This window comes from Haloarcula sp. CGMCC 1.6347 (genome assembly GCF_037078395.1).
GTDB lineage: Archaea > Halobacteriota > Halobacteria > Halobacteriales > Haloarculaceae > Haloarcula > Haloarcula amylolytica.
This window is the reverse complement of record NZ_JAYMGX010000001.1, coordinates 157,256-174,647: the sequence shown is the minus strand read 5'-3', so window position 1 is coordinate 174,647 and position 17,392 is coordinate 157,256. Positions and strand designations below refer to the sequence as shown.

The window sequence follows — 17,392 nt, the reverse complement described above, 5'->3', positions numbered from 1 at the left end:
GGTTAGTCCTCGTCCATCAGGTCGATACCGATGGCTCGCTTGATCTGTTCACGCAGTCCGCCGCTCCCAGTGCCGCCGCCGAGCGTGACCATCACCGGCTCGACACTCGTCTCCGCGTCCTGTCTGACACCGCGTGAGAGATGCGACAGGTCGTCGTCGTGCATCACGACGATGCCGACGTCGTCGTCGTTGAGCATCTCCTCGACGGCGTCGTCGAGCTGCTCGTCTTTCTCGTCGGCAGGCACGTCCGCGAACTTGCGGACGCCCGCCAGCCGGAAGCCCGTCGTGAACTCCGGGCTTCCGATGACAGCGATCTCCTGGCTCATAGGATCACCAGCTCCTGTTCGATTTCGTCGGGGCCGAGGCCGGCCTCGCGACCGCGGGCGATCGCCCGGATGTTGTCGACCTCGCGCTCCTTGGCGAGGACGTAGGACAGCACCGGACAGACCGACAGCGGATAGCGGTTCGAGAGCCGGTCGGCGTATTCGAGCAGCGCCGCGTCCAGCGCCCGCTCGAAGTCGATGAGGTTGTCGGCCTCCTCAAGCGCCGACAGCGCCTGATCGAGGTCGTCGCCGTACTTGCTCTCGCGGACGGCACTGACCAGCTGGTCGAGGTTCGTCGACAGCTGTGCGACCTCCTGTGCGTCGAACAGCTGGCCGCCCTCGATGAAGTACTCCGAGGGGTCGATATCCGCGCCGCTGCGGGCCAGCCGGAGCGCGTTCCGGAGGTTGCGGAAGTCGACTTCCGTCTCCAGGAACTCGACGTACAGCCCGGTCGGGCTGTCGATCTCCGGATTGTCCGGTAAGCCGGACAGCAGTGTTTCGTAGAAGGCGCGGTCCAGCGCGTTCTCAAGTGGCACGAGAACGCCGCTTTCCTCGTACACGTCGAACGCTTCGGCCAGCGTGTCACCGAAGATGGTGTCGTCGAGCAGCTCGACGACCTCCTCGATAGAGCCGGCGTTCAGCAGGTCCTCGATACGTCGGTCGGTGAACTCGCCGGCCCGGATGAGGTCGTCCTCGACCTCGGTCCGCTCCGCGTCCGAGTAGAGCCCGCGAATGACGGTCTTGACGTTCCACACGTCGAACTTCCGCAGGTAGCGGGCGATGTAGTCGTACAGCGCCCCCTCGGACCAGCGAAGCAGGTCGTCGAAGTGTTTCGCGAGGTTGCGGTTCAGCGCGTACTCGACGAGGTCGACGCCGTCGTACCGGGAGCCGAGCGCGTTCATTTCGGTCTCGTACTCCGTTTCCTCCATGAAGCGGGCGATTTCGCCCGTCCCCATGCGGACCAGCTTCCGGTAGTCGTCATCGTCGAACAGGGACGCGCTGCGGGCACGAACCCGTGCGATGACGTACTCGTAGTTGCTTCCCTGGCCGCTCGTTCCCGTTCGCGAACTCATTGGTCTTCGAACAGGCGGTCGCTGATTGCTTTCAGGTTGTCCTCCCAGACATCCTCCAGGATGGAATCGAACGTGTTGTTCACACGGACTCGTGACTCACCGCTCTCGACGACGACGCCGCCGAGGCAGTCCCGCTCGCCGGCGTACGTCGCGCCGTCGTAGTCATCGAGTACATCCTCGAGAAGCGACTGGTCCGACGCACGGCCGTACACCGACAGCTCGTCGCTGTCGTCGAATTCATCGACAGCGGCGTCAAGCAGTGCGCGTGTCAGTTCCTCTCGTCTGTCCCCTTCGAGGGCCGCAAGCGCGTCCTCGACGTCGCCGCGAACGTCTTCGAGGATGTCACGCCGGGCGTTGAGTCGAGCCTGTTTGGCCTCGAGCTTCGCGGAGGAGAGTCGCTGCTCTCGCTCCTGCTCGATGGTCCGCTCGACCTCGGCCTCGCGTTCCTCGTGGATCTGCTCGGCGTCGGCCTCGGCGTCGGCGATAATCTCCTCGGCACGTTCGTCGGCCGCGTCGCTAATCTCCTGAGCACGCGCGCGGGCCTCGTCGCGGATGTCCTCTACGACTGTTTGAAGGCTCATTATTGGAAAAGACGGAGTGTTGTTAGACGACGAAGACGACGACAAGCGCGAGAATGACGAGCGTTTCCGGCAGGACTGTCAGGATGAGCCCGCGGCCGAACATACTCTCGTCTTCTGCGATTGCGCCGACTGCGGCGGCCCCGATCCCACGTTCCGCATACCCCGAACCGAGCGCGGCGAGTCCGACTGCGAGTGCTGCGCCGGCTGAAGCCGGAATAGCTGGAGCACTGGCGGTACCTTCCTGCAGTACTGCGTTGACAAGGAGTGCGATGGTTTCGATCATGGATGTGTAGTCTCTGGAATTGCTCGTGTCCGAACAGGCGTATGTGAATCCACGTAGTTCATAAAGCTTCCCAAAACGGTTCGTCAGCGTGCTGTTCGGGCGGTTTAGCGGCTCAGCTGTAGTTGGTTGTGAGCGTGTAGCAGTCGATATCCGCTGTGGAGTAGGGAGAACCGGCAGTAAACAACCAGCATTAGCCCGTAGAGAAGGGAAGCGCGCGCTCAGTCCTCAGTCGTGTAGTTGCGCTCGTAGCCGAACGGGTTGTACCGCTTCCCACCGCCCTCGAAGAACTTCCCGAAGAACTCCACGTACTCGAGACGAACGGCCTGGAGGCCGGCACTGGTGATACCCAGCACCAGCACGAGCAGATGGCCGATGACCAGGATGAGGACGCCGACCAGCGCAGCGGCGATGCCGGAGTGGATGAGGCCGGGGAACGTCACGCTAGTGACCTCGTACCCGTGGTACATCACCGATTCCGTGCCTTCGGGTATCGTCGGCATACCACCGATACCGAAGTGCCAACCGCCCTTGCTGTCGACGTAAGCCCCGAAGAACAGCAGGTTGACCACGAAGGCCATCCCGGCCTTGGCCAGCAGCACGGCAGCCAGTCGCGTGTACGACAGGACGTTCACCAGCACGTTGAGGAACTCGACGACCTCGATCGGGTCAGCGAGTGCCAGCAACACGAGACCGGCGAAGAAGAGGACGAGCCACGCCGAGAACGGCGCACCGAGTCCCGGAATCGTGAAGAGGTTGATGGCCGGCAGTCCCGTGAAGCCCCACGCGTACGGGTTCCCGGCAAAGACGCCCGCCTCAGCGGTGTAGAGGAAGTCGGGCGCTGCGCCGTTCGCACCGGAGAACACCCACGCCCACAGACCGAACATCATCAGCAGCCAGGACCCGCTCTCGGTGATTGCGTCCCAGAGGCTGTGGCTCAGGTTCTCGACGAAGTCGAATATCCAGCCCGCGGCGAGGTGAGCCGTTCCGGCGAGCAGGCTTATCGTCAGCCAGGCCAGCGCGTAGTCGGAGTAAGCCGGCTGGAGCCCCTTGTGCATCGGCGGATGACCGCCCCAGACGACTTCCCCGAGTTGGTGCAGTCCGAAGACTTCGCCGTACAGCACGCCGAACAGCGCCGTGAACCCACCGGCCCACATCGCAACGCCGCCGAGGCTTTTGATCACGTCGCTGTCGACTTTCGAGTACAGCCCGTACCCCAGCGCCATATACAGCAGCCCGTAGCCGAGGTCACCGATCATGAACCCGAAGAAGGCCGGGAACGTCAGGAAGAAGGCGACCGTCGGGTCGAACTCGCCGTACTTCGGCCGGTTGACGACCTCGACGAGGTCCTCGAACGGCTTGACGCCTTTCGGGTTGTCCTGAATGACTGGCGGCGCGTCGTCACCCATCGTGATGACGCCACCGTCAGCGACGGTTTCCTGCGGTTGGCGCTCGCTCTCCGGTTCGGGAGCATCGACGGAGCTTCCAACGGGTTCGCCGCTGTTGCCGCCTTCCCGCTCGACTTCTTCGTGGGACTCTGCGTGCCCCTCGCTGTCGTACTCGGCGATTTCGATCCTGTCGATGTCGACGGCATCGCCGACGACACTCGAAAGGGCGCGCTCGAACTCCTCGTAGCGCTCGTTGGGAATCCAGCCCTCGGCGATGAAAGCGTTTTCCGTCGTCGCGAAGGTGAGCGGCGCTTCGCCCTTCTGGGCCTCGATAGCCAGTTTCTCCTCGGCCGCGAGCAGGAACCCGGCGTGGTCGAGACGGAGTTCGTTGAGTTCGTCCTCGACGGTCGAGAGCTTCGATTCGAGCTGTTGTTTCTCGTGTTCCAGCTCTTCGAGATACGCCGTCGGGTCGCCGTCGCCCTCTGGGATTTCGAGTCGGGAGAACGTCGCCCCGACGAGCGCGTCTTGCAGGGCGTCTCCGTCGGCCTGTGCGAACACGGCGACGACGCCGTCCTCGGTGAACAGCTCGAACGTCTCAACGTCGCTATCTGCGAGGACAGCCTCGATCTCGTCGCTGTCGCCCTCACCGACGACGACGGACAGCGAGTCGTAGCCACGGAGCAGGTCGAGGTCGATGCCGAGCGTGACGAACGGCGCCATCGTGTTGATACGGTCCTCGACGGCCCGGAGTTCGTCACGGACCTCGTCGCGCCGGTCGTCGAGTTCGTTGACCTCGGTTCGGACTGTTTCGAGTTGGTCCTCGATCGCGTCGTCTGTGACGACCCGCGTCGGACCGGCGTCCTCATCGCTGACACCGAGAATGGACTGCAGCGAGCGGACCGTGACGAGTTTATCGGCGACCTCGTTGGTTCCGTCGAGCGAGTTCCCGGGTTCGAATCCGTCCCAGGAGCCGTCGTACTCGGTGACGTGGAGCATATCGAGGTCGTGGACGGCCTCGATAGTTTGCTCCATCGCGCGTTTCGACCCCGTCACCGAGACGCGGCACATCTTCTCAGGTCTGAGCATGCACCGCCTCCTCGAACAGGTCTGTGACGTATTCGACTACCTCGTCGATCTGTTCACTGGCCTGCTGTTCGAGGTCGTCGCGAGCGCTCTCGCCGTCTTCGATGATCTGCTCGCGCTCGGCCTCGATCTCTTCGCGAGCCGCTTCGAGACGGTCCTCGGCGGCCGTCTCGGCCTCTTCCCGCGCGGATTCGCGGATCTCCTCGGCCTCCTCGCGAGCCTCCGCGATGCGGTCTTCGCGGTCTTGTTCGGCCTCTGCGACGATCTCGTCGGCCTCCTGCTCGGCCTCCTGTATCCTGTCAAGAACTTCTGGCCGTGGCATTCTCTAATCATGTGAGCGTTGCCAGAGCGGCTATTTGGTAGTTGCGAAGTTTCCCCGTGTGATAGAGCGGCCAAAATCCGGGGAATTATGACCGCCAAGTCCTAAGCCGGCAGTAATGGGAGTCCTCGAGAACAAGGCCCGCGCGCGGACGTTCTACAAGTATCTCTCGAAGGTGTACGACCAGATCAACCCCTTCATCTGGGACGAACGGATGCGCGACGAGGCGATCGCGATGCTCGATCTTTCGCCCGACGACAAGGTCCTCGATGTCGGCTGTGGCACCGGCTTCGCCACCGAAGGGCTGCTCGAACACGTCGATACGGTGTACGGGCTCGACCAGAGCCCCCACCAGCTCTCGAAAGCTTTCGAGAAGTTCGGCAAGTTCGGCGACGTACGCTACCATCTCGGTGACGCCGAGCGACTCCCGTTCAAGGACGACAGTTTCGACGCGGTGTGGTCCTCGGGGTCCATCGAGTACTGGCCCAACCCCGTCGACGCGCTGGCGGAGTGTCGCCGACTGACCAAACCCGGTGGCAAGGTCCTCATCGTCGGCCCCGACTACCCGAACTCGACTGTCTTCCAGAAGATGGCCGACGCCATCATGCTGTTTTACGACGAAGAGGAAGCCGACCGGATGTTCACTGAGGCCGGGTTCGAGGAGTTCGAACACCACATCCAGCAGTCCCGACCAGGTAGTCCCCGAGCGATTACGACGATTGCAGAAGTACCAGAGTAAGCCCTTCGGCCACGAGCGAAGCGAGTGGCCGCTTTTTCGCCCACGTTTTTGCGGTGAGCGGTGACCGAAGGTCACCCGAACCCGAAAAACGTGGTCCGGCAGTCCCGACCAGGTAGTCCCCGAGCGATTACGACGATTGCAGAAGTACCAGAGTAACAGCGACCATAGAGCCGCTTTCTTCCGTGCTACGCCGATCCACTGACGGGAACCTGTACTCGGTCGCCGTCCTGTGTGGTGACGGTAACCGTGTACTCTCCGCGGGGTTCGACAGTCCAGAGAGAGCCGTCTGTACCGGTCGTCCCGATCCGTTTACCGTTTATCCTGACAGTCGCATCCGCCGTGGATCCCGTACTGTTGTCGCTGACCGTGACGAGCAGCGGTCCGGACTCGAAGGACTGCTCGACTCGGACGCGAACTGACTGGTTCACGTTCGTCGCTACTTCCGACCGGTCGACTGTCGTCAGTTCGAGGTGCTGGGTTTCGTAGAAGACATTCGTCGTGCCGCCGTCGAGATAGGCCGTTAGCTGTCCGTTCGAGTGATCGGCCTGAATCTGGTAGATGGCACTCCGGCCGTACGTCTGGACGGACGGGTACTGTTCGCTGTAGAGCCACGGGTAGAGAGTCTCCGCCCGCGTGTTGACCGCACGGAGGGAGTCGTTGGTCCGGGCGAACTGGTCGATTGCCGTCTGTTCGCGGTCCTGTCCGAGATACGTCTCACGCGTGTACCGACCGTCTACGACCGTCGACAGCATGTACCCCTCGGACGAAACCTCGACGTATACCGTGTTCGGCTCGGTATTACCGGCGGTTTCAGCGCTGATACGCTGACTAATCGGGCCACGGGACGTCTTGAGCACGCCCCTGTTGTTTTCCAGCCGGAAGCGCTGGTTCGGTGACAGTGAGTAGTCCGGTGCGGTACCAGCGGTCGCCCGAATCCGGTCGAGTCGGGTTGCCAGTTGACGTGACTCTGCGTCGAGCAGCGCCCGCTGTCGCAGGAACTCCCTAGCGGTTATCGCACCGCTTGCGTACTGCTGGATTGCGATCTGATTCCGTTGTTCCAGACTCGTTCGCTTGCTTTCGATATTGGTCAATGTCTCGTCGACGAGGCGGTCGCGGGCGGCCTCGCTGTCCTGCTGGAAGAACTTCCGTTCGAACGTCGTCGTCGCGTAGTCGCTCCGCAGGTCACTGGATCCGGCTGCAACCGCGACGCCGACATCGATCGACGATTGGTTGTACGTCGTCGACCTGACGTCGCTGGCCGGGATAGTGAGATGGTTCGTCGTGTTGTCGACAACCGTGACCTGTGGCAACTGATCGCTGCCGTCAGCGGTCTGGGCCGGCGAGGCGAACCCAGTCACTGGGGCAGCCACGGAGACGACCATGAGGAGGATCACACCGACTGCGGGGAGGGGACGCATTCAGCATCGCATACTCGCCCACCGTACAAAAATCTCCCCATTCTCCATGTATCAATAATGACCTGAGAAGCCACGAGACCTTTCAAAGCGCCCGCTGACGTTTTATTCTCGGATGGAAAGGGTTTTGCCCCCAGAACGTTCATCGGTGAACGAGAATGACCCCGCGGGTATCAGGTGCCCTCCTCCTCCTTGTCCTGTTTGCCCTGTTGGCGACCCCGCCGCTTGCGACAGCGGCGGCAACGGATACCGTCCCCGCCCAGCAGACGACCGGGACGCCGGCACCGGTCGCGGAGAACACGACGTTCGCTCTCCAGATCCAATCGAACGGCGATGCCAAGTGGACGATAACAGACACCTACGCGCTCGACGAATCCGAAACTGAGTCGTTTAGAAACACCGGTGAGCAGTTCGCCAGCGAGGACACCGAGGCAGTGTGGCTGCCGTCGTTCCGGGAGGCGAGCGACGAGGCCAGTGCCGTCACCGGCCGCGAGATGGAGATTACCGACGTCGACCGTCGGTACGAGGTGTCAGACCGCAAGGGGCAACTGATCCTCGAGTTTACGTGGACGAACTTCGCAGTCGTCACCGGCGAGAACATCGTCGTCGGGGACGCGTTCAATTCAACGGACGGTACGTGGTTCGGGACGCTAACTGCGGACCAGCGACTCGTTATCTCGCCACCGCCTGAGTACGGGGTAGAGAGCGCCCCGAGCGCCGTCGACGACGGAAAGCTGATTTTCGAGGGGCGACGGACGTTCGAGCCGGGGTACCTGTCCGTCGTTTACACTGGCGAACAACCGACTACCCAGACGCCGGCAGAAACCCCTGGATCGATGTTCGGCGGCGTCGACTCGACCTGGATCGGCGGGGTCGTGCTGATGGTGCTGCTCGTCGGGGCCGTCGGTTACATGTTCAAGACCGGATACACTGACGCGCTGCCATCGGTTGCTGCCGGGACCGACGACGACGGAGACGACAGTGCCGGGACGGCAGCCCCGGCGAGCGACACCGCAGCCTCGGACGACGTCGACGTCGAACTGCTGAGCGACGAGGAACGCGTCGAACGGCTCCTGGAAGAAAACGGCGGACGGATGAAGCAGGCTCGCATCGTCTCCGAGACCGGGTGGTCGAACGCGAAGGTGTCGCAGTTGCTCTCAGCGATGGACGAGGAGGGCCGCATCGACAAACTCCGTATCGGTCGGGAGAACCTCATTTCGTTCCCGGACGAAGAGATCACCGACTTCGACGAGTAACTGTCCGGACTATTTGACTGTAAACGAGCCGGGCGTGGTTTCTGGTTCGAAAACGTTTATTCGCTGTCCGGTCGGACGTCTCAGCATGAAAATCCTTGTCACGGTGAAGGAGGTGGCAGCCGTCGACGACGAGTTCGAGATCGACGGACTCGCTATCGACGACCGGTACGTCACAGCCGACCTCAACGAGTGGGACGAGTACGCTGTCGAAGCGGCCGTCCAGATAAAGGAGGCCCACGACGACGTCGAGGTCGTCACCGCCACTATCGGCCCGTCCGAGACGGACGAAACGATCCGGCAAGCGCTGGCGAAAGGGGCCGACCGAGCGATCCGTGTCTGGGACGACGCACTCGATGACGCCGGCCTGCTGGACCCCGAAACGAAGGCCCAAGTGCTGGCCGCCGTCGCTGCCGAGGAAGACCCCGATCTGGTGCTGACCGGTGTCCAGTCCGCCGACGACGGGTTCGGGGCGACCGGCGTCACGCTGGCCGACAAACTCGACATGGAGTGGGGCGCTGTCGTCAACGATCTCGACCTCGATCTGGAGGCAGGTGTCGCCAGCGTCCACCGAGAACTGGAAGGCGGCGTCGAGGAACTCACCGACATCGAGATTCCGGCCGTCCTGACGATACAGACCGGGATCAACGACCCACGCTACGCGAGCCTTCGGGGCATCCGGCAGGCCCAGAGCAAGGAGCTCGCGGAGTACAGCCTGGCGGACATCGGCCTCGACGCGGCCGGGATCGAGAGCCCGCTGGAACAGACTTCGCTGTACGAGCCTGAAACCGAGGGCGAGGCGACGGTGTTCGAGGGGAGTCCCGAGGAAACGGCGACCGAGTTGGCTGAACTGCTCGCGGAGAAGGGGGTGACCAGCTAATGTCAGTTCTCGCTATCGCCGAACACCGGCGCGGGGAGCTCCGCCCAGTGAGCCTGGAACAGTTAGCAGCCGGTCGCGATCTCGCCGACGAACTCGGCGGCGAGCTACACACCGCCGTCATCGGCGGTGACGTCGAGGCGTTCGGGGCGGAGCTGAACCGCGAGGGCGTCGACACCGTCCACACCGTCGATATCGGCGAGGAGTTCAACCACGACGTGTACACGCAGGTCGTCACCCAGCTGGCCACGGAGCTGGACCCGACCGTCCTCCTGATGCCAAACAGCGTCAACGGCCTCGATTACGCGCCAGCGGTCGCTAACCGGCTGGACCGGCCGCTCGTGACCGACGTGGTCGATATCGACGCCGAGGACGGCCTCACTGCAACCCGAGAACTGTACGGCTCGAAAGCCGAAACGACGATCGACGTCCACGCCGACCAGGCGGCCGTGACCATCCGTCCGGCCGAGTGGCCGACCATCGAAGCGGACGGGGATGCTGCCATCGAAGCGTTCGACGCGACCATCGACGAGAGCGCCGTCAGGTCTACCGTGAAAGGCTTCGAGGAGGTCGGCGGTGGTGACATCGACATCACGGACGCGGACGTGCTGGTGTCCGTCGGCCGCGGTATCGAAGAAGAGGAGAACCTGGATATCATCCACGACCTCGCCGAGGCGCTGGACGCGACGGTGTCGGGTTCGCGGCCGCTCATCGACAACGGCTGGCTGGCGAAGGACCGTCAGGTCGGCCAGAGCGGGAAAGTCGTCACCCCGGACGTGTACATCGCTATCGGCATCTCCGGGGCCGTCCAGCACGTCGCCGGGATGAAGGGCTCGGACACGATTGTCGCCATCAACACCGACCCGAACGCGCCGATCTTCGATATCGCCGACTACGGCATTCAGGATGACCTGTTCGAGGTCGTCCCGGCACTCATCGAACAGTTCAAGTAGCCACCACACACTGAATCGCGGGTGACAAGGTACTTTTTATGGTAGTCCTAAGGGAGCGGTAATGGAGTATCTCGAGCGCCGGCGGGACCGGGTCGAGGAGCGGTTGGAGGCTGTCCTCGACAGCGTGGAGCCGGACGAACTCGCAGACGAAGTGCGTCATGTGGCGCTTTCCGGGGGGAAGCGGGTGCGGCCGACGGTGACAGTGCTGGTGTGTGAGGCGCTGGGTGGGGAGCCGGCCGATGCCGTCGATTTCGCGGTCGGCATCGAACTCGTCCACAACGCCTCACTGGTCATCGACGACATCATCGACGAGTCAGAACTCCGGCGGGGGTCCCCGGCTGCCTGGGAAGCCTTCGGCCACGGCCCGGCCATCATCGCCTCCGACGGCCTGCTCGGTGAGGCATTCAATCTTTTCTCGACGGACGAGCGCGCCATGCAGACCGTCTCCGAGTCGATGGTCGAACTGGGCGAAGGCGAGGCGATGGAACTGGTCGCGGAGCCCTCTAACGAGAAGGAGTACATGGAACTGGCCCGCCGAAAGACCGGGGCGCTGTTCCGCGCTGCGGCGGAACTTGGCGCTATCGCCGCCGACTCGGACCCGTACACGGTCGAGGCGGTCGGCCAGTACGCCGAACGGGTCGGCGTCGCCTTCCAGATGCGTGACGACGTACTCGATGCGACGGCCGACGCCGAAACGCTGGGCAAGCCGGCCGGGACCGACGCGGAGATGGAGCGGCCGTCGCTGGTGGAAGTGACGGAACTGACGACCGAGGAGGCAAACGAACGAGCGCGGGCCGAGTCCGACGCCGCGCTGGAGTCGCTGTCGACTATCGACGCCCCGGAATCCCAGTCGATGGAGTACCTGCGGGACCTCGCGGAGTTCGTCGTCGTCCGCGAGCGGTGAGGACCGATCCGAACGAGAGGGCTTTTGCCCGCTGCTCGATTACGCCCGGCAATGACAGTTATCGGTATCGTCGGGCTGCCGGGCAGCGGGAAAAGCGAGGCAGCGAACGTCGCCGCCGAGATGGGCGTGCCGGTCGTGACGATGGGCGACGTCATCCGCGAGGAGTGCCGTGACCGCGGACTGGACCCCGCATCGGACCACGGGACGGTTGCAAAGGCGCTCCGGGCGGAGAACGGTCCCGCCGCCATCGCCGAGCGCTCGCTACCGATGATCGAGGCGGAACTCGAATCGAACGACACCGTTCTCGTCGACGGTATCCGGTCGGATGTGGAAGTCGAGGCGTTCGAGTCGGCGTTCGGCGACGGGTTCCTGCTCGTCGAGATAGACGCCCCGTTCGAACTGCGGGCCGACCGCCTCGACCTCCGTGGGCGGGACACCTCGGCGGAGGACGGCGGCGAATCGCTTGAAGACCGCGACGCTCGCGAACTCGGCTTCGGGATGGGCGAGGCCATGGAGATGGCCGACCTGACCATCGAGAACACGGAGACGCTGGCCGCGTTCCAGCGGACCGTCCGCACACTGATTCGGGACGGACCGGAGGCACTCGACCAATGAGCGCCGTCTACTCCGTCGACATCCGAATCGAGGCCCCCGTCAACGACACTGAAGTGACCGACCGGGTCGCTGACGCGGTCCGGAACCTCTTCCCTGAGGCCGACCCGACTCACCAGCAGGGTACACTCGTCGCCGAAGTCCACACGATGGACGGGTTCTCCGAGCTGCTCCACCGACGGGAAATCCTGGATACAGCCCGGTCGGTCTTCTTCGATAATCTGGAGGAGGACACCTTCGCGTTCGACGTGAAGAAGCAAGCGGCGTTCGAGGGGCGTATCAACTTCGCGGTCGGTGACCCCTCGGAACTGGGCGATATCCATGTGAACGTGACCGTCCACGAACCGACGGCCGAGGAGTACATCGACTACGTCGCGCCGCCGACCGAGGACGGCCAGCCGGTCTACGACGAGGAGACATGACGACGACCATCTGTTTCGACCTCGACGACACGGTCGTCCACTACCCGGAGCCGTACAAGAACATCATCCGCCGGACGGTCGAGGCCCACGGTATCGAGTACACGGACGAACTCCGGGCGGTTAGCAAAGACGCGTTTTATACGGCCTTCGAGGCACTGGAACCGGAGCCGTACCGTCAATCTATGGCCGCCGTCGTCGAGGCGGCCGGAGCGGACGCCGACCTCGATGCGGTGGTCGAGACACTCAGAGAGACCGAGTACGCGTCGACGACCGTACCCGACGCGGCCCGGGATAGCCTGACCGCACTCGCTGCCGACAACCAACTCGCGATCGTCACCAACGGCGTCCGGGAGCGGCAGGTCGGCAAGCTCGACCACCACGGGCTGACCGACCTGTTCGACCGCTTCGTCGCCTCCTACGAGGTCGGCGCACACAAACCGGACAGCGCGCCGTTCGACCGGGTCCGGGAGGAACTACCGGCCGACGAGTATGTGATGGTCGGTAACGAGTACGAAACCGACGTTGAGGGCGCCCGCAACGCCGGTTTCGTACCGATTCACTACGAGTCGGGCGACGACGGCGGGCCGGACCTCTGGGATTCTATCGACGCGCTGGTGTAGCACATACAACTGCCGGCACAGAACGCCGTGGGTATCAGAGGCGGTCAGCCGGCGGTTTCAGGCCAGAAGGGCGGTGAGGATGATGCCGGTGTTCCACGCCGTCACCGCGACGCCCAGCAGCGCCAGTCCGAGCGGGACACCGATGGAGTACGGCCAGGAGACGTACTTCCAGATGGCGAAAAAGCCAACGAATACGAAGGCTTTCAGGCCAGTCAACACCAGCAGTGCATGCCGTTCCAGCAGTAGCCTGACGACCGGGCTGAGTTCCGTCACGCCGGTGATGCTGTAGCCGACAAGCGTCGTGACGAGGTCACCGACGCCGAAGAAGGCGACGGCAACCGCCCACAGGGCGACGGCGGTGTTCGACGGGCCGGTGAGTCGGGCGGGCTGCCGCCAGTTCATAGCCCCCGCTACTGCTCCACAGCACTTCGTTAGTGGTAGCTTCAATGACAACTACAGTGGTAAGCTGCTCTTTCGACCGCTGGGCCTGTCGTACTGTGCTGAGCGCCGAGTCAGCGTAGAGAGACAGTGCGTCGGGGTGTACCCGTCCGAAGTGAGCAGATACTGCGGGTAATCCCCTCTTTCCACGCGGGATTACCCCGAGAGAACGGCGACTGCTCTGTTGCTGGAGCACACGAGCAAACTCAGAGCCCGCTCACGAATATCGCGAGCCACTCACCGAGTTCGCGGCGCTTGCTGACCCGAACCGACTCGACCCACTTCACCCACTGGAAGCCACGGCGGCCCGGTGCGACGAGTCGGAGCGGGTAGCCGTGCCCGTGGGCCAGGCGCTCGCCGTCGACGTGGGTAGCCAGCACGGCATCGCGGGCCTCCGACAGCGGGAGGCTCCACCGGTAGCCGGTCACCGAGCGGAACTGGACCCACGCCGCCGCGTCGTCGGGGTCGGCGGCGTCGAGCAGGTCACCGACCCGAACGCCCTGCCACTCGTGGCCGGAGTACCAGCCGCTCGTACAGTCAAGTATCGCCGATTCGGTCGCGTCCGGCGAGAGTTCGCCGGCAGCGTAGCTGGTCTCCTGAGCGACTCGGCCGGCAACCGACAGCGACCAGTCGGCCGCGTCGACCGGGTCCGGGTCGTCGGCGACCCAACTGGTGACGGGAAACCGGTTGCCATCGTCGGTCCCTTCCTCCCGCGAACCGGTGTACCGGCGGTCCGCGCCGGCCGAGTCGAGCGCGTCGTTGACTGGCCCCTGAACTCGCCAGAGGAGCGCGCCGGCAGTCACCAGCCCGGCGTACCGGAGGACGTCCCGGCGGCCGCCCCGGATGGCCTGTCTTGGAGAGTAGAACCGAGCACGGAGATGCACCAGTAGCAGTGGCGGGACCAGCAGGCCGAGCGCGACGTGCAGGTGAAACAACCCCCACGGCCCGAGGTCGAGCGTGCCGCCGAATATCCACCAGACACCGGTGCCGAGCGCGCCCAGTGCGACCGCGGCCAGAACGACCGAAAGGACGCGGGCACCGGTCAGCCGTGACGGAGCGACGCGATGGGCGACACGGCGGAGCTTCACCGGCAACAGGAGCGTCAGAACCACGCCGGAGAGCGCGTGGAGGTCGATAATCCACGCGCTGCTGGGGATGCCTGCGAAGATGGTGGCGACACCGGTGGCAAGCAGCGCCGCCACCGCCGCGAACAGCCCCCAGTCGACCGCCCGTGGGGTGGGTGTCAGCCGCCGGATGGCCATGCCAGCGGTTAGCACTGGAACGGTTTATACTGCCATCCCTGCGTAGCGGCGTCAGTACGACTGCCGCAGGACCGTCTCGCCGCTGGCGTTCCGGACGATGACAGTGTCGCCGTCGTTGTTCCAGACCGCCCCGCTCCGGCCCCAGTACCGCTCCGTGTCGGTGTCGGTTCCGCTACCGGAGTACAGGGTCACCGATGCGTTCGGGTCGAGGGTCAGGTCCGCGAACGTGTACTGATGGCCGGCTTCGTCGCTGACTGTCCAGCCTGAGAGGTCGAGCGCCGCGTCGCCGGTGTTCGTGAGCGTGACGTACTCGTCGTTCAGGTTCTCGTTGTCGTTGCCCGTCGCATCGGGGTGGATTTCCGCGATCTCGACGCCGCTGGCACTCTCGGTCCCGCCGTCGGCGATAGCCGTGTGGGTCACTGCGTCCGGGTCCGTACAGCGCCAGAGCCCGCGCCGATCAGAGCGGGCAACGTCCTCGGCCGCGTAGAATCGGTCGGTGCGGGAGAATTCACTGTCGTATACCCTCGCATGACCAGTCTCGACGAGTCGGTAGTTGAACAGCGTCCCGTCGAGGACGACGTAGGCCAGCAGTCGGTCGTAGTAGCCGCGGCGGTCCAGATTCTGGTCGAACGCGAGCCCGACTGTCTCGCCCAGCAGTTGTTGCTTGGCGAGCGACGACGCGTTCGTGCCGGCCCTGCGGAGGCAGGACGCACCGGCGTCGGTCTCGGGGACGCCCTCGAACTCCGCGGGGTCGTTCTCGATGTGGACTTCGGGCGTGTCGACACCGACCAGTCGGACCGTGTCACCAGTCCCGTTCTCGTAGGCGACCTGTATCGTATCGCCGTCGACGACAGCTGTGACGGTCACGGTGACAGCGGGCTCCGGAACGTCGACTGCTGACTGGCTGTCAACGGCGGTCCCCGCGGGCTGAGACGGAGAAGTAGTGAAGCCGCTGCAGCCGGCAGCGACCACGAGGACGACGACGAGACCGAACGCGAGCCGACGCATTGTCGAGATATCGGTGGCCGGCGACACAAGGGTGCCGGTGTCGTCGGGCGGACTGTTATACGTCTGCCATGTCTGGGTTCCGGTAGGATGCTCGTCCCGCTACCAGTTAGAGATATCATGCGGACGCCGGTCGAAACCATCAGCCCCGACGCGCCGGTCATCGAGGCGGCGAAGCGCCTCCGCGACGAGGATATCGGCTCGCTCGTCGTCGAGGACGACGGCGGCTGCGTCGGCATCATCACGGAGAGCGATATCGTCGCCGTCACCGCAGCCGAGGGGGATACCAGAGCGCTGTCGGTCGGTGACGTAATGGCCGAGACGCTGGTGACGATCACGCCCGACGCGGACATCGAAACGGCCGTGGATCGGCTGCGGACGAACAACATCAAGAAACTGCCCGTCGTCGAGGACGGGACTCTCGTCGGCATCGTCACGACGACCGACCTCTCGGACTACATTCCGCACCTCTCACGCATGAAGGGACCGACCGGCGAGCCGCCACAGCAAAAGCGGTTCACCCGACCGGACACGCTGTACGAGAGCGAGGACTGGACGTTCGAGAGCTACGGGACCGCCGACGGTATCGACGTCGGTGACCACGTCCGGTTCAGCAAGACGATATCCGAGGCCGATGTGGAGGCCTTCGCCGAGGCGAGCGGCGACACGAACAGACTCCACCTCGACGCGGACTTCGCCGAAGGGACGCGGTTCGGTCGCCGGATCGCCCACGGAACGCTCGTTTCGGGAATCATCAGCGCAGCCCTGGCCCGGCTCCCCGGGCTGACGATATACCTCTCCCAGGAGCTGAGCTACCAGGGACCCGTCGACATCGGCGAGGAGGTCACGGCCCGCTGTGAGGTCGTCGAACGCATCAAGGACAACCGGTTCCGCCTGGCCACGGCTGTCGACGATTCCGAGGGGAACTGCGTCATCGAAGGCGACGCCGTCGTCATCTCCGACCCGATTCCGGACACAGTCTAAATCGACAGTCGGACGCATCTCGTCACAGTCGACGGGACTGCTCGGACAGAACTCCCACCACGTTTCATGTTTCGTGTTACCGAATAACAATTGTTAATATTCTGCTAGTAGATGTACTCGATATGGACGCTGTCGAACGGCCGACTTTCGAGACGAGCGCCGCGATGGAGGTGTATCAGCACGTCGAGCGACACGGGACGGCGGCACGGCACAGAGTCCGTGAGATGGTAGACCTCTCGCCGGAGGCGTTCGAAGAGGCGCTGACACATCTTCTGTCGAAGGGCTACATCGAGGACGACGGCGGGACCCTGACGCTGGCGCTCGATGTCGGCTCAGTCGAGCAACACACCACAGACGGGCTGACGTACACGATTCGGCCGGCCCACAACGACGACTTCGAGGGGCTCGTCCAGACCATTCGGAACGTCTCCAGCGACGGCACGTACGTCGTCGCCGAGAGCGTCGCCGAGCAGTTGTTGTACGAGGACGCTGTCACGCGACACAACACGGTCGAATCGCGGGTGTTCTTCGTCGCCACGGTCGACGGGGAGGTCATCGGCTGGTGCCACCTCGACCTCCCACAGCTGGACAAGCTCCGCGAGACGGCCCAGCTCACCGTCGGCGTCAGGGAGGAGCAGCGTGGCCAGGGCATCGGCAGCCAGCTCATGCAACGCGGGCTGGACTGGGCGAAGGCCAACGGCTACCGGAAGCTGTACAACAGCGTGCCGGCGATCACGGAGAACGCGATGGTGTTCCTCGAAGACCACGGCTGGAACACCGAGGGTATCCGCCGGAACCACTACAGCATCGACGGCGAGCAGGTCGACGAGGTGATGATGGCCTACACGTTCGACTGACGGC

Annotated in this window: 20 protein-coding genes; 10 read left to right on the top strand and 10 right to left on the bottom strand. The window is 64.0% G+C overall.

Annotated features, from left to right (window positions below):
* Nucleotides 1-2 precede the first annotated feature (2 nt).
* From VI340_RS00925 to ahaH, 6 genes are all read right to left on the bottom strand, one after another.
* Nucleotides 3-326 carry a V-type ATP synthase subunit F gene (locus VI340_RS00925; protein WP_008311106.1) on the bottom strand — a complete coding sequence of 108 codons (324 nt, stop codon included), beginning with the start codon at nucleotides 324-326 and terminating at the stop codon, nucleotides 3-5.
* The gene (locus VI340_RS00920) at nucleotides 323-1,396 is read right to left on the bottom strand and encodes a V-type ATP synthase subunit C (protein WP_336357576.1); all 1,074 of its coding nucleotides are present in this window, start codon (nucleotides 1,394-1,396) and stop codon (nucleotides 323-325) included. The genes VI340_RS00925 and VI340_RS00920 overlap by 4 nt, the downstream gene beginning before the upstream one ends.
* A complete protein-coding gene (locus VI340_RS00915; RefSeq protein WP_004593994.1) occupies nucleotides 1,393-1,977 on the bottom strand; it encodes a V-type ATP synthase subunit E in 585 nt (194 codons plus the stop codon). The genes VI340_RS00920 and VI340_RS00915 overlap by 4 nt, the downstream gene beginning before the upstream one ends.
* Before the next feature lie 22 nt (nucleotides 1,978-1,999).
* The gene (locus VI340_RS00910; protein WP_004518385.1) at nucleotides 2,000-2,260 is read right to left on the bottom strand and encodes a F0F1 ATP synthase subunit C; all 261 of its coding nucleotides are present in this window, start codon (nucleotides 2,258-2,260) and stop codon (nucleotides 2,000-2,002) included.
* A gap of 218 nt (nucleotides 2,261-2,478) precedes the next feature.
* The gene (locus VI340_RS00905) at nucleotides 2,479-4,731 is read right to left on the bottom strand and encodes a V-type ATP synthase subunit I (protein ID WP_336357575.1); all 2,253 of its coding nucleotides are present in this window, start codon (nucleotides 4,729-4,731) and stop codon (nucleotides 2,479-2,481) included.
* Nucleotides 4,718-5,050, bottom strand: coding sequence for an ATP synthase archaeal subunit H (gene ahaH / locus VI340_RS00900; protein WP_008311117.1), 333 nt, complete (start codon nucleotides 5,048-5,050; stop codon nucleotides 4,718-4,720). The genes VI340_RS00905 and ahaH overlap by 14 nt, the downstream gene beginning before the upstream one ends.
* Nucleotides 5,051-5,165: 115 nt before the next feature.
* On the opposite strand from ahaH, the gene VI340_RS00895 reads away from it, so the two are divergent.
* Nucleotides 5,166-5,786: a methyltransferase domain-containing protein gene (locus VI340_RS00895; protein ID WP_008311118.1), complete on the top strand. Its 621-nt coding sequence runs from the start codon at nucleotides 5,166-5,168 to the stop codon at nucleotides 5,784-5,786.
* A gap of 185 nt (nucleotides 5,787-5,971) precedes the next feature.
* Here the strand turns inward: VI340_RS00895 and VI340_RS00890 are convergent, their stop codons facing one another.
* Complete coding sequence (locus VI340_RS00890; protein ID WP_336330310.1) at nucleotides 5,972-7,204, bottom strand: DUF7096 domain-containing protein; 1,233 nt, start codon at nucleotides 7,202-7,204, stop codon at nucleotides 5,972-5,974.
* A gap of 155 nt (nucleotides 7,205-7,359) precedes the next feature.
* Here VI340_RS00890 and VI340_RS00885 point away from each other — a divergent pair, with 155 nt between their 5' ends.
* The 7 genes from VI340_RS00885 (at nucleotide 7,360) to VI340_RS00855 (ending at nucleotide 12,842) form a co-directional block, all read left to right on the top strand.
* Nucleotides 7,360-8,457, top strand: coding sequence for a helix-turn-helix transcriptional regulator (locus tag VI340_RS00885; RefSeq protein WP_336357574.1), 1,098 nt, complete (start codon nucleotides 7,360-7,362; stop codon nucleotides 8,455-8,457).
* A gap of 85 nt (nucleotides 8,458-8,542) precedes the next feature.
* On the top strand, nucleotides 8,543-9,334 hold the full coding sequence (locus VI340_RS00880; RefSeq protein WP_008311121.1) for an electron transfer flavoprotein subunit beta/FixA family protein: 792 nt from the start codon (nucleotides 8,543-8,545) through the stop codon (nucleotides 9,332-9,334).
* Entirely contained in the window at nucleotides 9,334-10,284 is a 951-nt protein-coding gene (locus VI340_RS00875) for an electron transfer flavoprotein subunit alpha/FixB family protein (protein WP_008311122.1), read from the top strand. Before VI340_RS00880 ends, VI340_RS00875 begins: the two co-directional genes overlap by 1 nt.
* A gap of 61 nt (nucleotides 10,285-10,345) precedes the next feature.
* Complete coding sequence (locus VI340_RS00870) at nucleotides 10,346-11,188, top strand: polyprenyl synthetase family protein (protein WP_004594002.1); 843 nt, start codon at nucleotides 10,346-10,348, stop codon at nucleotides 11,186-11,188.
* A 51-nt stretch (nucleotides 11,189-11,239) separates the two neighbouring features.
* On the top strand, nucleotides 11,240-11,803 hold the full coding sequence (locus VI340_RS00865; RefSeq protein ID WP_008311125.1) for an AAA family ATPase: 564 nt from the start codon (nucleotides 11,240-11,242) through the stop codon (nucleotides 11,801-11,803).
* On the top strand, nucleotides 11,800-12,222 hold the full coding sequence (locus tag VI340_RS00860; protein WP_008311126.1) for an RNA-binding domain-containing protein: 423 nt from the start codon (nucleotides 11,800-11,802) through the stop codon (nucleotides 12,220-12,222). The genes VI340_RS00865 and VI340_RS00860 overlap by 4 nt, the downstream gene beginning before the upstream one ends.
* Complete coding sequence (locus tag VI340_RS00855; RefSeq protein ID WP_336330313.1) at nucleotides 12,219-12,842, top strand: HAD family hydrolase; 624 nt, start codon at nucleotides 12,219-12,221, stop codon at nucleotides 12,840-12,842. Before VI340_RS00860 ends, VI340_RS00855 begins: the two co-directional genes overlap by 4 nt.
* A gap of 57 nt (nucleotides 12,843-12,899) precedes the next feature.
* Here VI340_RS00855 and VI340_RS00850 read toward each other — a convergent pair whose 3' ends face one another.
* From VI340_RS00850 to VI340_RS00840, 3 genes are all read right to left on the bottom strand, one after another.
* Nucleotides 12,900-13,244, bottom strand: coding sequence for a hypothetical protein (locus VI340_RS00850; RefSeq protein WP_008311130.1), 345 nt, complete (start codon nucleotides 13,242-13,244; stop codon nucleotides 12,900-12,902).
* 242 nt (nucleotides 13,245-13,486) lie between these two features.
* Nucleotides 13,487-14,542, bottom strand: coding sequence for a molybdopterin-dependent oxidoreductase (locus VI340_RS00845; protein WP_336330315.1), 1,056 nt, complete (start codon nucleotides 14,540-14,542; stop codon nucleotides 13,487-13,489).
* A gap of 51 nt (nucleotides 14,543-14,593) precedes the next feature.
* Nucleotides 14,594-15,550 (bottom strand): lamin tail domain-containing protein, encoded by a 957-nt coding sequence (locus VI340_RS00840; protein WP_336357573.1) that lies wholly within the window; start codon nucleotides 15,548-15,550, stop codon nucleotides 14,594-14,596.
* An 87-nt stretch (nucleotides 15,551-15,637) separates the two neighbouring features.
* Between VI340_RS00840 and VI340_RS00835 the strand changes: the two genes are divergently transcribed.
* Both VI340_RS00835 and VI340_RS00830 read left to right on the top strand, forming a co-directional pair.
* Entirely contained in the window at nucleotides 15,638-16,531 is an 894-nt protein-coding gene (locus VI340_RS00835) for a CBS domain-containing protein (RefSeq protein ID WP_336330316.1), read from the top strand.
* 122 nt (nucleotides 16,532-16,653) lie between these two features.
* A complete protein-coding gene (locus VI340_RS00830) occupies nucleotides 16,654-17,388 on the top strand; it encodes a GNAT family N-acetyltransferase (RefSeq protein WP_336357572.1) in 735 nt (244 codons plus the stop codon).
* Nucleotides 17,389-17,392 lie beyond the last annotated feature (4 nt).